The organism is uncultured Flavobacterium sp., from assembly GCF_963975515.1.
Lineage (GTDB): Bacteria > Bacteroidota > Bacteroidia > Flavobacteriales > Flavobacteriaceae > Flavobacterium.
Genome location: NZ_CAXBGY010000006.1, coordinates 1 through 15,889 on the forward strand (window position 1 = coordinate 1; position 15,889 = coordinate 15,889).

Annotated in this window: 12 protein-coding genes; 6 read left to right on the plus strand and 6 right to left on the minus strand. The window is 29.6% G+C overall.

Annotated elements, in window-relative coordinates:
• Positions 1 to 53: 53 nt before the first annotated feature.
• Both AAC008_RS08250 and AAC008_RS08255 read right to left on the minus strand, forming a co-directional pair.
• Entirely contained in the window at positions 54 to 503 is a 450-nt protein-coding gene (locus AAC008_RS08250; RefSeq protein ID WP_339888682.1) for a 6-carboxytetrahydropterin synthase, read from the minus strand.
• A 9-nt stretch (positions 504 to 512) separates the two neighbouring features.
• Positions 513 to 692: a hypothetical protein gene (locus tag AAC008_RS08255; RefSeq protein ID WP_339888683.1), complete on the minus strand. Its 180-nt coding sequence runs from the start codon at positions 690 to 692 to the stop codon at positions 513 to 515.
• 288 nt (positions 693 to 980) lie between these two features.
• On the opposite strand from AAC008_RS08255, the gene AAC008_RS08260 reads away from it, so the two are divergent.
• The 6 genes from AAC008_RS08260 to AAC008_RS08285 all read left to right on the plus strand — a co-directional run bounded on the left by AAC008_RS08260 (position 981) and on the right by AAC008_RS08285 (position 6,975).
• On the plus strand, positions 981 to 1,709 hold the full coding sequence (locus tag AAC008_RS08260) for a response regulator (protein WP_339888684.1): 729 nt from the start codon (positions 981 to 983) through the stop codon (positions 1,707 to 1,709).
• Positions 1,710 to 1,728: 19 nt separating this feature from the next.
• Complete coding sequence (locus AAC008_RS08265) at positions 1,729 to 3,612, plus strand: histidine kinase dimerization/phosphoacceptor domain -containing protein (RefSeq protein ID WP_339888686.1); 1,884 nt, start codon at positions 1,729 to 1,731, stop codon at positions 3,610 to 3,612.
• A gap of 181 nt (positions 3,613 to 3,793) precedes the next feature.
• The gene (locus AAC008_RS08270) at positions 3,794 to 4,546 is read left to right on the plus strand and encodes a hypothetical protein (RefSeq protein WP_339888687.1); all 753 of its coding nucleotides are present in this window, start codon (positions 3,794 to 3,796) and stop codon (positions 4,544 to 4,546) included.
• Positions 4,547 to 4,608: 62 nt separating this feature from the next.
• Entirely contained in the window at positions 4,609 to 5,124 is a 516-nt protein-coding gene (locus tag AAC008_RS08275) for a nuclear transport factor 2 family protein (RefSeq protein ID WP_339888689.1), read from the plus strand.
• 68 nt (positions 5,125 to 5,192) lie between these two features.
• Positions 5,193 to 6,125, plus strand: coding sequence for an NAD-dependent epimerase/dehydratase family protein (locus tag AAC008_RS08280; protein WP_339888690.1), 933 nt, complete (start codon positions 5,193 to 5,195; stop codon positions 6,123 to 6,125).
• Between the two features lie 343 nt (positions 6,126 to 6,468).
• Positions 6,469 to 6,975: a Rid family hydrolase gene (locus AAC008_RS08285; RefSeq protein WP_339888692.1), complete on the plus strand. Its 507-nt coding sequence runs from the start codon at positions 6,469 to 6,471 to the stop codon at positions 6,973 to 6,975.
• Between the two features lie 97 nt (positions 6,976 to 7,072).
• Here AAC008_RS08285 and AAC008_RS08290 read toward each other — a convergent pair whose 3' ends face one another.
• The 4 genes from AAC008_RS08290 to AAC008_RS08305 all read right to left on the minus strand — a co-directional run bounded on the left by AAC008_RS08290 (position 7,073) and on the right by AAC008_RS08305 (position 15,829).
• Positions 7,073 to 10,519 (minus strand): T9SS type B sorting domain-containing protein, encoded by a 3,447-nt coding sequence (locus AAC008_RS08290; RefSeq protein ID WP_339888693.1) that lies wholly within the window; start codon positions 10,517 to 10,519, stop codon positions 7,073 to 7,075.
• A 93-nt stretch (positions 10,520 to 10,612) separates the two neighbouring features.
• Positions 10,613 to 14,014, minus strand: coding sequence for a hypothetical protein (locus tag AAC008_RS08295; RefSeq protein ID WP_339888695.1), 3,402 nt, complete (start codon positions 14,012 to 14,014; stop codon positions 10,613 to 10,615).
• A 77-nt stretch (positions 14,015 to 14,091) separates the two neighbouring features.
• A complete protein-coding gene (locus tag AAC008_RS08300; protein WP_339888696.1) occupies positions 14,092 to 15,345 on the minus strand; it encodes an aspartate kinase in 1,254 nt (417 codons plus the stop codon).
• Positions 15,346 to 15,358: 13 nt separating this feature from the next.
• Positions 15,359 to 15,829 carry a GNAT family N-acetyltransferase gene (locus tag AAC008_RS08305; RefSeq protein ID WP_339888697.1) on the minus strand — a complete coding sequence of 157 codons (471 nt, stop codon included), beginning with the start codon at positions 15,827 to 15,829 and terminating at the stop codon, positions 15,359 to 15,361.
• Between the last annotated feature and the right edge of the window lie 60 nt (positions 15,830 to 15,889).

Sequence of the window (15,889 nt, forward strand, 5' to 3'; positions counted from 1 at the left end):
CCCTAACTCAATTGAATTAGGGATTTTTTTATGGATATTAATTTGATATTATTTTAATTATCTGAAGCAAACCATTCGGCAAAAGAAGATTCTGTTTCTTGCAACCTCAATGAATGTAATTTAATATTTGAAGGCAACCTGTTATGTATTTTGTCAGCAAAATCAATTACCATATTTTCACTAGTTGGCTGATAGTCTACTAATATTACATGATGATCTCTCTGCTTTAATTCTTTAGCTAATTCAACATGAGGTGTGTTTTGATTGAATACAGTTGCATGATCAAAAACATCTACTATTTCTTCTCTTACAATTTTTTTTAGATCTGTAAAATCTATAACCATCCCATATTTAACATTGCTTGAATCCGTAATAGGTTTACCGATTACAGTAACGGAAAGTTTATAACTATGCCCATGAACATTTTTACATTTTCCATCATAACCATATAAGGCATGTCCGGTTTCAAAGCTAAACTGTTTTGTGATTCTTATGTAACTCATGATTTTTAATTAATTTTTATCAGAATTTTTTCTCTTTTTTGCTGTATAATAAAAAAAATAAGCCAGTCCTATTAAAAGAACAAAAGGTAAATAGGTACCAATAAATAAACCTATTTCATAACTACTGTCTGGTGCATTTTTTACTTTTTCGTCTATGCTTACATTTTGTAATAATAAGAATAACTTCATTGTCTTATTTTTTTGTAAAGATAAAAAAGGTAATTAAGTTAATTGTGGCAATTCAAAGAAATTATTCTTGTATTACAACATTTAATTTTAATTTTAAAAGAGCCTGTTTAAAATATTATTTTATTTAAATAGCTCAATATTAGGCATTAATCGATAAATGTAAATTAAATTCGTTAAATTTAATGATTCAAACGTAAGATTAAATCTATTAAATTACTTAGTTCATAGCTTTATTATAGCTTTTGAATATTAATTTCCTTCTGTTTAATAAACACATTCGTATCACAAATGAAAAAAACTTATAAAATTTTAATTGTAGAAGACGAAATGATTATTGCAGCTAATATTGCCATGCAATTAAACAATTTAGGATATCAAGTTACTGGCACACTACCAAGAGGTGAAGATGTTATTGCGCATATTGAAGAAAATTTACCTGACATTATTATAATGGATATAAACTTAAAAGGAGATTTAGATGGTGTTGATATTGTACATGCTATCCAAAAGACATTTAAAATTCCAATTGTTTATTTAACGGCTAATGCAGATGATGCAAATTTTAATAGAGCAAAGTTAACAAACCCTTTTGCATTTATTTCAAAGCCATTTAAAAAAATAGACTTACAACACACTATCGAATTAATCATTCAACACTTAAAAGAAGATGAAGTTAATATAACATCAGATGATACTTTTGTTTTAAGTGATAGCATTTATATTAGAAGTAGTGATAAAATGGTTAAAGTGATTATTAAAAATGTTCTTTATATAGAAGCTGAACGAAATTATTGTAAAATTCACTGTAAAGAAAAAGAATTTTTAATTGTTTCAACTTTAAAAGATTTAGATGAAAAGCTTCCTGTTCAAAATTTCTTACGCATTCATCGATCGTTTATTGTAAACATTTCACATATTGACGAAATAGCGACTAGTCATGTAGTTATTGCAAAGAAAGCTATTCCAATTACTTCTGAAATGAAGAAAGAATTATTATTACATATTCAGAAAGTTTAACCAAATAAAAACCAATGTTATGAGAGCAATTATACTTTTTTTTATGTTTATTTCTCAATTAATGATAGGTCAAAACAATGAAATTATTAGTTTAGACAAACAACTAAACTCAGAAAACAATCCTTCCAAAAAGTTAGAAATTATCAATCAAATTGTAGGTGTTGCTTTTCAATCAGATATGAAACAAGCATTAGCTTATGCCAAACAAGGAGTTTTGCTTTCCAAAAAAAGTAATGATAAAGAATGGTTGCCAAAATTTTATGAAATGCAAGGCAGAATGCATGCAAATTTGTTACAATTAGATTCTGCTACAATTTTTTTTAAAAAAGCTGAAAAAGGATATATTGAAGTAAATAATAAACAAGGACAAGCTAAAACTTATTTCAAAATGGCTTGGGTTCATCGAAAAAATGGTGAATTAGATGAAGCACTTCAAAGAGATTTGAATGGTTTAAAACTCATGGAAACTATCGATGACAAAGCTGGAATTTGTGATGCGATGACAAGAGTTTCAGAGGATTTAACTGTTCAAAATAGATTAAATGAAGCTTTAGAATATGCTGAAAAAGCGATCTCTATTGCCGAAAAAAACAATTTAACTTCTGAAAAATTCTATGTGAATTTTAATGCAGGAAATGTAGCAATGAGTTCCTTAAAATTTCAAGAATCATTCAATTATTATGACAGAGCATTAACAATCGCTAAAGAACAAAATTTGGGCTTGCCTACATTATCAGACATTAGCAATAGCAGAGGAAATGCCTATAAAAGATTAGGAAAATATGAGCTAGCTTTAAAAGATTATCAAAAATGTTTGGAATATGCTAAAGCATCAAACTATCAAAATGCAATTAATGCTGTATCTGCCAACTTAGGTGAAGTTAATTTACTTTTAGGGAATTATAAAGAAGCTCTAGCTTATCAATTAGAAACAGTTAGAATTCAAGAAGCTAATAATGATTCTTCTAATTTGGTTGAAAACTATCATCATTTAAGTACAATCTATTCTAAACTTGAAGATTATAAAACGGCTTTGTCTTACAAGCAAAAAGCATATAACCTTCGAGACAGTATCGCTTCAATAGAGAGTGATGCTAAAATGTCTGAATTATTGACTAAGTATGAAACGACAAAAAAAGAAGAAACCATTGCGAGTCAAGAAACAAAAATTACACAACAAAAATTAATTCAACAATTATTTATTGGTTTAGCAGTTTTACTTTTAATGCTATTAATTTTTGGATATATCAGTTTTCAAAGTAGAGCAAAGAAAAATAGATTATTGGCTATTAAAAATGCCGAAAACGAATTACTCTTAAAAGAAATTCATCATAGAGTGAAAAACAATTTAGAAGTTGTCTCTGGATTATTAGCCTTACAATCTTCTCAGGTTAAAGATCAAAGTACTAAAGATGCCATGCAAGAAAGTCAAAATAGAGTAAATTCAATTGGAATTGTACATCAAAAATTATATCAAGGAACAAATCTTGGCGCCATTGAAATGAAAGATTATGTGTTGAATTTAAGCGAAAGTATTCTCGATAGTTTTGGAGCTGAAGAAAAAGTGACTTTAGAATTAGCCATGGAAAATCTTGATTTAGACATTGATACTGCAGTTCCATTAGGTTTAATTATTAATGAATTAATTACTAATACTATAAAATATGCTTTTCCAAATAACCAAAAAGGGAAACTTATAATAAAACTGGAAAAACAACAAGACAATATGCTTCATTTAGTAGTTTCTGATAATGGTGTTGGAAAATCTGGAATTACGCAAGGAACAGGTTTTGGCGGTCAATTAATCACGCTTCTTACCCAACAACTAAATGGAACTATGAGTGAAAATAATCAAAATGGAACAACCGTTATTTTTGATTTTAAACTTAAAAAATCAGCTTAATTCTTATTAAAATTCAATTTATTAAAATTAAATCATTGATTTAAAAACATTTTGGAATAGCTCGATAAATAATTTAACTGCTTCGGACAGAAATAATACCATTTCATCCTAACTCACTTTCATTTAGTATTGATTATCTGTTACTTAGTTTAAAATTAGTAACCAATTAAATATATATACAATGAAAAATTTTAAACTTTCAATCTTAGCCATTGGAGCATTTCTATTATTTTCTACAAATACATTGAAAGCTCAAGACCAAATGTACTGGATTCATGTAGATCATGTAAAACCGGCAATGCAATCTGAATATGAAAAAATAGCAAAAGAATTTGCCGATGCTTGTAAAACATATAATATTCCAGATTTTACTTTTAATACTTGGAGACACGATGATGGATCTTATGTTTATTCAAGCCCAATGAAAAACTTTGCCGATATGGACAAAGATGCATTAAAACCGTTGAGAGATAAAATGGGTGAACAAAAATTTATAAACTTATTTGAACGATTTGATAAATGTTACGATAAACATCAAAATTTTATGGTAACTCACAAAAGTGAATTGTCTTATATGCCTGATGGAAAATTAAACGAAGGTGATTTTAGAGAATACTATTTTCTTTACGTTACACCATCACAATCTAAAGCTGTTGCAGAAAAATTAAAAGAAGTAAAAAGTTTGTTTTCAAAAAAGAATTCTAAATCTTATTTCTCTATTTTACACAGTGGTTTTGGAACAGAAGAAGAATTTTATGTTGCAATAGTAGCAGCTAAAGATGAAGCAGATAATATTCAAAAAGGTGTTGATAACAATAAACTTTTAGGAGAAGATTGGAGAAAAAAATGGAACGAATTATTTGGACTATTGAATCGTTATGAAACAAAAACTTCAATGTTTAGAGCAGATTTAAGTTACTCATCAACAAAATAATTAGTAATTAATAACCTGCAAGAAATATATAATCTTGCAGGTTATTATTAAAATCAAAATATATGAAAAAAATTATCTTTTTAGGATTTGCAATAATCCTTTTAGCAGCTTGTAAACAAGAAGTGCGTTACACTCAAAATTCCCCAGAAATTGATACATATAAAAAAGTAATGGAAGATTACAAAGCTCAAAACTGGGAAGATTATCCGAATCATTATGCAGACACAGCTAAAATAATGAACAATGTTGTCAAACAAAAAGCTATAACGCTTTCACAAGCCATTGAAAAAAACAAAGACGATGCAAAATTATTTACATGGGTTGTGAGTGATGATGAATTTGAAATGGTTGTAACAGATGATGGTGAAACTTGGGTAAATTATTGGGGTTTATGGAAAGGAACTTTAAAATCCACAAATAAAGTCTATGAAATTCCATTTCATAATACAGTTCGTTTTATAGATGGAAAAATAGTGCAAGAAAATGGGTATTGGGATAATTCGGAAATTGTTACTGATATGTTGTCAAAACCAGAAACTCTTACTCAATCAGATGAAACTGTAGTAACAAAAGAGTAATTATTAATTCCAAAACCTACAATTGTTTCTCATGATTTAGTTGTAGGTTTTATAAAAAAATAGAAAACATGAAGAAAATAGGCATAATTGGTGGCTCAGGCTTTATAGGAAGCTATGTCACTAAACAATTTTTAGATCATGGTTATGAAGTAAAAGTATCTACAACCGATATTTCAAAGGAAAATAAATACCAACATTTAATGAAGTTTAATCATTCTGATAATCTTCAGATAAGTGAAATGAATGTTGAGGATAAAGCGTCTTTAGAAGAATTTGTTTCCGATTGCGACATTGTAGTACATGGTGGAACTCCTTTTATTCTTGATTTTCAAGATGCAGAAACACAATTATTTAATCCAACAATAAAGGGAACAGAAAATTTTATAGAAGCCATAAGTAAAAATAAAATTTTAGAAAAAGTTGTCTTTATAGCTTCGGTTGCAGGTTGGAATACCAATTTTCCTTTTCCTGCTGATGGAAAAAGCTTTACAGATGCTTTTGATGAAAACGATACACGATTTACATCAACAGAAAGTCATCCTTACGCACAAGCAAAGTTCATGGCCAATCAAGTGGTAGATAAATTTATTTCTAAAAACCCAAAACTTCCATTCGAAATCACAACGGTTTCACCAGTTGGAGTAATGGGAAAATCTCTTTCCAATCGCGAAGATTCAACTTCTGGAGGTTTGCAATATTTAATTAAGAATAAAATCGCACCAGATGCTTTTGTGCAAATGCTTTTTGATAATGACATACTATTTTCTTTAGTAGATGTTGAAGATGTAGCCAAAGCTATTTTTAAAGCTGCAACTCGAACAGGAATTCATGGTAAAGATTATCTATTAAGCACAGAATCTTATAAAATATCGGATATGAACTTAATGCTAAACCAACAAGAACCTAAAGAAAAAGGGACTATTGTTTATAAAAATGATTTAGCAAAAAAAGATTTGAATATGGATTTCAAACCCGTAAAAGAATGTTTAAATAACTTTTAAATTATCACAAGAAAATTAATTATAGCAACTATTTTCAGCTATACTTTATTAATCTCTAATTTAAAGAAACTTCAATAGAAAACACAATTTTTATTGACAATGAATACAAAGCCTTTGTTATTGGAAAAGTTCCTAATGTTTTAGCCCTATTTAACCTTCAAGATTCTCACTTATCTACATCAAAGAGGATAAAGTAAAGTCATCTGTTACTAAAATACACCCTAATGATTTGGAAAATAAAGAAGTAATCAAAAAAAAGAATAAGCCAAAAACAAAATTGTTTAGATAAATAGAAAAGTTTGACATAATTCAGCATAAATAATAAAATAAATTTATAGAAAATATGAAAACAAATATCTTAAAAATAGGAATTGCAATCTTGTTACTAACAGTATCAAGCTGCGACAAAACAAATGAAACCGAAATTAAAAATGTTATTAGTGAGGAAGTCGTAAATACTGAAACACCAGAATATTTTTTATTGCGACCAGAAATTGAAAACGCATTTAATTCTCTACATGCAATTAAAAACAAAAACAACATAAAAATATCCGGTGCAGTAAGTGTTGACAATAAGGGGAATCCAAGTGCTGTTGGGAATTTAGAACAACAAATGATAAACTGTTATGCTGATTTAGAAAAAATTCTAGATTACTATGACTGTACTTTTGATGATGTGGTTGTAGAGAAAGTATTTACTACAAATATGCCAGAATTTTTAGAAGTTGCAGCTTATAGAAATGAAATTTATACAACAAAATTTCCAACAAGTTCTTGGCACGTAGTAGAAGAATTAGCCACGCCAGAATTTATGATCGAAATTGAATTAGTGGTTCATGAAACCAATTAAAATTGAATTCAATTGTAAAAAAGAAAGTTCACAAAAAAAGGCGACATTGTATAATGTTGCCTTTTTTTGTGAAATAACTCTATTTATAAGTCTTTGCTTATCTTTTTAAAGTGAAATGAGATTTGAATTCTTGTCTATTTCCGTTTTCTGTATATTCTATCTTAAACCAATAATCAGTTGAAGGTAGTGGTTGACCATTAAAAGTTCCATCCCAACCATTTCCACTTGGACTAATTTCTTTTAAAAACTTTCCATATCTATCAAAAATGAATATTTTACCTTGATAAGATTGTAACAAACCGTTAATATTCCAATATTCATTAAAACCATCACCATTTGGCGTAAAATAAGGAGGATAAGTAACCGTTTGAATAGATTGTGAAAATTGTACACCACATTGCTCGATGTCTCTAACTAAAACAGTATAATTTCCGTTAGTTAAACCACCGAAAATAGGACTTGGTTGCCAATTCATTCCATTATCAATACTATATTCATAAATACCATAACCACCAACAGGAAGCGCTTCAATTGTAGCAGTTCCAGGTGAAAATAATGGTGTAATTAAAACAGCACTAACACTTACAGGTTCAGATGAAAAGGTTGCTTCTACGCTATCCATATTTTTACATTGAGTGTCAATATTTGTAACTTCAACACTATAAATTCCAGATTGTGTAACGGTGTAAATTGCAGATTGACCTCCAGATGAATTTGTTGTTGGGTTTGCAGGTGTCCAACTATAACTATAATTTCCAGCAGTTATAGGCGTTGCGTTTATGGTTTGTGAGCCAGCACCAGTAATTGCATCTAAACAAACCACAAAGTCTAAACCTAAATCAACGTTTGGAATGGGATCTACAGTTAGTGATACAAATTGACCTAAACCAAAACATTCATTGTTAATTGCACTATCAATTCTAACCCACACCAATTGATTATTTGCAACTGTATTTCTGTAGTCAGTAGCCGTATTAATTGGATTTAATCCAGCTGTTGCATCAGCTTCATTTTCATAATAAGAAACTTGCAAATTTTGATTTGGAGGAAATTGATTTAAAATAAATGTTGTTGCTGGATTCAAATTAAAAAAATCAAATCCATCATTAGAAGGATCATTAGCATCTATATAATTATCACATTCATTTATTTCAAAATTGTTTACAGGAGTTGTAGTTGAAACTAATAAATTTACTTTTACAACTCTAAAACACCCGTTTGAATTCGTTACTCTAGTCCAAATAGCTCCATTGTTTGCTGAAGTATAATTTGTAACATTTGTAATAGGTGAAGTGTTATTTTGAGCATTTGAAGGAGTTGTAAAATAACTAAAACTTAAAGAAGTATCGTTTGAAATTAATATATCTGCTTTAGTTAAATTAAAATCAGTAATTGCATCTGTATCCGTATCACATTGTTTCAAATTCACATTGTTTGTTACAACAGGTAAAGGATTAACCACCAAATTAAAAGAGGTTGTTGTATAACAATTTGTAATGTTATTTGTTAGTCTAACATATACTAATTGAGTAGTTGAATAGTAATTGTTTTGAGGACTAACATTATTATCTGCATCATTTTGATTGATATGATATGTAACTGTTATTCCAGATTGTCCATTTAAAATTTCAGCATTTTTTGTAGCTAAATTAAAAGTTACAAAACCATTTGTATCACTACCATCTAAATTGTTATCACAAATTTCATAAGCTGTAATAGCCGTAATAGCTGGGGAAACATTTTTAGTTACAGTTATTGTTGAGGAAATATCATCACAAATGCCATTTCCAGCAATTGTATAAGTATAAACACCACCTGCATCTATACTTGGGTTATAGACACCAGTTCCACTTGCCATTACTGGAGACCAAGTTCCACCTGTAGTCGCGTTAGTACCTAATAAAGTAAATAAATCAATATTTGGGTCTGAAGTACAAGCGGCAATTGTATTATTTGTTCCAGCATTATGAGCTTGTTGGATTGCTACGGTTATATCAACACTAATATTCGCACAAGTTGCTGTATAAGAATAATTATAAGTTCCAGGTAAATCAACATTTGGATCAAAAAAATCTGTCCCACTTGCCAAAGCAGGAGTCCATACACCTCCTGTTTCAGGATTTCCATCAATTGCGTCTAAAAGATCTGTTGTGCCACTAGAACATATAGTTACATTAGTATCTCTCGGTTCACTACCAAAACCTGAATAATAGCCACCATATCCTGCAGCACCACTAGCACCAAAAACACCAACTGCTAAGGGACCAGTAGATTCTACCACTACATTTCCGGTATAATTAGGAATTCGATATGTAACCCAATCTGTTGTTCCTAAAACTGCTTCAGAAGTACTTGTCGCAATTGTGTTCCCGTTTACTGTAACTGTTGCGGTTGCATACGTTAAAGCAATAATATCAGCAATGTAAGAAGAATTATTACCAATAGAATTAATACTTGGAACTAAATCAACACTTTTTTGAAAGAAACAACTTAAAGGAGGAATAAAATTCATTCCTGTAGTTGCAGCCCAATTTGCACCTGCTAAAACTTGGTATAAATAGATAGGCTTACTACTTGTAATATACATGTTTTTGTGATTTGTTCCTTGATAAAAAGTAGGAGGAACAATCAAATAACCTCCCGAATTTATTGTAGCAAATGGTGTCGCACTTCCATTTATAAAAATTTCCGTATTATCTTGAGTTGCTATAACAATAGGGAATTCTGAATCGTCACCACCATTTCCTCTTACCACAATGTATTCTGATCCCACTTGGTCATAGGATACAATTTGGTCTAAGTTAAAATCTTGACCATCAGTTGAGAGTAAAGTTCCACCAAGTGCATTTCCTGTACTTACAGCTATTGGTTTGTCTGAAGAAATTAAAGCTCCAATAAAACCATCATAATTAGCGGTAAAATCTGTATAACCTGAAAGCACTACAGATTCTCCTTTATTCAAAACAAAACTTTGAGAATCTAGAGTAATGTCTCCTGAACCTGATGTAAAAACAACGTTGGTATTATAATCAGAAACATCAACAGTTGTATTGTCTTCTGTTGCCATAAAACTTGAAACAAAATTTCTTGCTCCACCGTTTCCTCCTTGTGGTATACTTCCTACTCTAAAATTTGTACCAATACCTGGAATACCTTTTGCCACTAAAACTTCGGCATGACTTCCAGAACGAACTTTAAAGGTGGCATAAAAATCTTTGGTAGCTTCTAAAACCAACCCTTTATCACTTTTTACAACATTAACATCGTTTTGATTTAAGAACATTACAGAAGGTTGTCCATTACCAATATTTATAGTTTGTGAATTTCCTTGTGAAATTGTAAAGGGTGAGCCAGGAAAAACTGTCCCATCACCTCTTTTTACAGATACAGCAAAAGGAGTTGGGTTTGGAGTAGAAAGATATAAATAATGATCATTGACTACTGATACATCTCTAGAATGTAAAGGGGGAAGCCAATGCTTGTTACTAAGTTGACCAAACATGAAGTTAGTAAAAATAAAGGCAATAATTAAACTTAAACGCATCGTAATTTTTTTAAAAAAGTAAATGTATATAAAAATATTTGTATAAGTTTAAATAAGGCTTTGTTTACTAGATTTTAACATAATTTTAAGCAATTAGAAAAAAGCTCTTAACTGCACATTTCCTGTATGAATTGTTTTGGATGTTTCACTTTTTCGACCTTGATAATTTACATTTATGTCTAAATAACTGGTTAGATTTTTCTGCAACAATAAACGCCAAGTTTGATTTTTACCTACTTGCAACCCTTCTAACAATTGAAAACCTACAGCAGACAAAGCATTCCCTTCAAAAGAATTGTTGTAGTGTGAAAATTCACCATTAACGCTAAAGCCTTTTTCGCTATTTAGAGTAAATGAAGTTCCAAATCTATTTTGCTTCAAACTTTCTGAATTTCCAATTTGATTTTCTTTGTTTTGAAATTCATAAAAAACATCCCAACTCGCATTTTTTGAAAACAAATAAGAAACTTTTGGAAATGCTTGAAACCCTTCAATTTGGAAATTGCGACTTGGATAATTCTCTGAAAAAGCTTCACTAAATATGGTTTTTCCTAATAAAGTAAATAACCACGTTTTATGCACTAAATGTTGGTATTGCAATTGATGTGATTTAGCTTTATTTTCAACAGAACCAACAGATAAAAGGTTTTTAGAATCATTCGTTAAGAAATTGTAAGTGATTGAATGTCGCTGTTTCCCTCTATTGAAAAACAAACTATTTCGGAAACTGTTATTTAATCCAATTAAATTTTCATCTGAATTTGAAAAAGGATTCAAATCAAAGTTATCTTCATTTCTTATTATTTTTCTATCAATTAAAAAGGAAGTTTGATTATAAAATCGTGACATAAATTTTAAAAAACCAGTTTTATTTTGCCATTGATTTAAATTGAAAGTCAGCGATTGTGAAAACTTGTTTTGATGGGTTCGTACAAAAACCTGATTAGGTAAAAAAACACGAACATATTTCGCTAAATCGGCAAATGGAGCAATTTCAAATTCTTGTAGTTCCTGAATTCCGTTGTTATTGTAATCATTCCAAGTATAAACTCCTTGTCCTGATTCAACTTCTAAATACGTAAATTCTTGTTGGGCAATTGTTCCAGATGAGTTTTCATAAGTTGTAGATACTTGCATCAATTGGTCAAAAAACCGATCATTATAAATAATTCTTGAGTTTAAGGAAGGTTCATCTTTTTTGGTAATATCTTCATACTTTAATGTACGATATTTTACAAAAACACTCAAGTTACTTTTTTCTGTTTTTATCAATTGTGAATTTAAATAATACGAATTAGAATGATTTACTCGTTGAATAATTCCGTTTTGTAAACTGTCATTTTTTCGTTGCAAATAACCTAATTCCACAAAGACTTTAGTAGAATCACCACGACCAACAAAAGCTCCATATTCTGAAAATTTTTGACTTAAAGCCGAAAATTGATTCGTTTCAACTAATTTTTCTGAATTATCTTCAAAATTAAAACTTCCTCCAACCCAGTTTTTCTTGAAATTGTATTTTGCTTTGGTTTGATTTCGAATGAATTTGGTGTTAGAATAACTTCCATCGCTTTTCATAACACTACTTTGGTTGAAAATAGAGGTGTTTTTGTGTTTATAATTTCCGAAAACACTATGTCTTGTGCCTGAAAAATTTTCTGAAAAATCTAATTTCTCCAATTGATATTTGGCAAAACCATTTTTATTGAAATTAAAATCAAAACCTGAAATCAATAAACTTTGATTACCTAAAGGTGTTGTTAAATTCCAATCACGATTAAATTCTATGGTAAATAAACGTTCAATCGTTTTAAAATCTTGTTGAATGAATTGAAAATCTGCAAAAGCATTAATGGTAGTTTTTTCAGATAACAAACGTTGTTTTGCATTTATTTTTCCAGCAATTCCATTATTGTTTTTATCATCTAAATCAGAATACAAGTTCAAGTCATTATTACTTACACCAATTTCGAAATCAACTTTTGTTTTTTCAGAAGGATTATAACCACCTAAAATTGTTGCAATCTGAATTTTTGTAGGCGCAATTAATCGAACAATAGGTTCATAATTTCCTTGAGGAATTCCTGCAATGGGTTCAATGTATTCATAAATTTTCCCAATAGCTTGGTTGTTGGCTAAAACGTAATTTCCTTCATTAGTTCCAACCAAACTAAAACGAACATTATACAATTCGTCCTCAGGATTGTTAGAATATTCAAAAACTTCAATACCAGAAATAAGAACTTTTTTATACAAAACTTTATTTTCTGAATAACTGTCTAAATATGCTGAAGGTGCATTCATCAAAGACAAGTCATCACCAGCATTTTGCAAAACTGCAATTTGATCTTCGGATAAATTTTGTTGTAATGGCTGATTTTTCACATCATTTTCAGAATATAAAAAACCACCAATATTCCATTTTTCGGTTTCATGTGCTGCACCAGTATAAGTTACAAATCGAGTGTAATTTCTATCAGTATATTGATATTCGACATTGATTCGCATTTCAGAAGTTATCGGAAATAAAGACGTAAAAATTACTTCACCAGCATTGTAATCTATGATGTAATCGTTGTTTTCTCCACGAGTTAATAAGATTCCGTTCACAAAAACACGTTCAGAACCCGAAATTACTAAAACATATAATTCACCATTATTTCCTCGCAATTTATAAGGCCCTTGATTTCCTTCTTGACCTGTAAATTGACTTCGAGCATATTGTCCACGAACCAAAGCAGCAGAAGCAAAAATATCGGTTTTGTTTTCGTCAGAACCAAAAGAAAAACGTGACGAAATTCCTTGTACTTTTTTATTAAAATTTAAGAACGAAGCTTTTCGGTTTTCTAAAAACAAATCTCCGGCTCGAATGTTCCATTTGTCTGAAAATAATTCAATGAAAATTTGGTCAAATTCATCTAATTTTTGCGAATAACCACCATCTTGCAATGGAATATTACTGTCTTGAATAGAAGCACGTAAACTGACTTTGTCGGATAATTTTCCTGTAATTTGAAGATCAAGATTTGAATTTACAACTGTGTTTTGATTGTTTCCAATAGTAACGCCTCTTGTAATACTTCCGTTTGTGTTTAAACCATCAAATGGTTTGAAAGTGCTCTTGTTTGGGTTTTTTATGGTAAAAAGTTGGCCAGCTTTATTAGAAACAACTTTGTCTTCATCATAAATAGAATACGTTTTGGTCAAAAAATCAGGAAAAGTTAAATATTTGACTTCTAAAGTGTCTTTTGAAGTAAAATATTCTTTGAAAATTATTTTTCCAGATTTAAAATCAACGTTATAAGAAGTTGAGTCAACTTCGATTCCATTTTTATCTAAAACTTTAAAGAAAGCTTTATTAATGCTGACTTTTTCTATAGAAATTGTGTCTTTTGAAGCAACAATTTTCTTTGATTTATAAGGTGTTTGTGTTTCTTGAGCCAAAATGCCCGAAACAAAAAACAAACTAATCCATAAAAACCACTTATTGCCCATAAATACTATAACTCACAATTTTCAAAAGTAGTATAATTTTTACTGAAAACTGTGACTGAACACTGAACACTAAAAATTTACTCCTTCGTCACAACCTGTAAAGTTCCTCTAGAAATTTGTTTCAACAAAATCGTTTTGTTATTTTCTACGATGTTTTTCGCTTCTTCATCAAAATGTCTAACTGTGTAAAGCGATACATTTTCATTGTATGAAATCTTGAATTTTTTTGACAAACTCGTTTTCAAAGCATCAAAATTTCCATATTTATCTTCAATACAAACTGAAAAACTAATCGCAGAATTCTGAATCAAGTTCACTTTTATCTTGTGTTGAGAAAATAACATGAAAATTTCACTCATGTGATCTTCCATCATAAATGAAAAATCTAAGGATGATAATGAAAGTAACATTTGACTTTTCTTAATGATAAAACAAGGAATAAGTGGGTCTAAATCTGCTCCTTTTGAAACTGAAGTTCCTGGTAAAAGTGGATTTATAAATGACTTTACAAACAAAGGAATTTCTTTTCTTTGAAGCGGTTGTAAAGTTTTTGGATGAATTACACTTGCTCCATAAAACGCTAATTCAATTGCTTCACGATATGAAATTTGGTTTAGTAGAATTGCGTTTTCAAAATATCTTGGATCGGCATTCATAACACCAGGAACATCTTTCCAAATCGTAACACTTTCTGCACCTAAACAATAGGCAAAAATAGCAGCTGTATAATCAGAACCTTCTCTTCCTAAAGTTGTAGTAAAGTTATTTTCATCTGAACCTAAAAATCCTTGAGTAATGTTTAAGTTTTTCTTTTTAATTCCTTTTGAAATCAATTTTTGAGTTTGTTCCCAATCTACATTTCCATCTCTATAATTATTGTCAGTTTTGATGAAATTTCTAACATCAATCCAGTTGTTTTTTAGGCCTTGTTCGTTGAAATAATGACTTACAATTGTTGTAGAAAGAATTTCTCCATAACTAATTACTTGATCGTAAACGAAACTATAATTTGGCGATTTGTTGCTGCGTAAAAAATATTCTAAATCAGCTAAATGGCTATTTACAGCAAAGAATACATCACTATCTTCATCTTCAAATAAATCCATTAGAATTTGATTGTGATATTTCTTAACTTCTTGTAAAGAAGCATTAAATTCAGTTGATTTGTTAAAGTAGTTTGTGATTACTATTTCGAGAGCATTAGTTATTTTCCCCATAGCAGAAATCACAATCAAAACATCTTCATGGCCAACTGTTTTTAAAACATTTAAAACGTTTTTTACTCCATCAGCATCTTTTACTGACGCACCACCAAATTTGAATATTTTCATTCTTAAATAAGTATTAAGATTTTATAAAATTATCGATTCCAACTTCATCCATTTGAACAACATACCAATCTTTTAAGATATTTGCACCTGACTTTTCGTAGAATTTTATGGCATTTTCATTCCAATCTAAAACGTTCCATTCAATTCTTCTGACATTGTCTTTTTTTCCTTGTTTTATGATTTCACTATATAAGGCAAAACCAGCACCAGTTCCACGTTGACTTTCTTTTACGACTAAATCTTCTAAATGAATTGTTTTTCCTTTCCAAGTAGAATATCTGTAATAATATAAGGCTACACCGACAATTTTATCATTGTTTTCGGCTACAAATGTATGAAATAATGGGTTTGATGAAAATCCATCTCTAATTAAATCTTCTTTTGTAACTACAACAGCATCAGGTTCTTTTTCAAAAACAGCTAACTCAATGATTAAATCGAGTACAGCTTGCATATCTTCTTTTGTTCCTTTTCTTATTATCATAATTTGGAATTTTAAGCAAAAATAAGATTAAGAAAAACATATACCTAAAAATCCCATTTC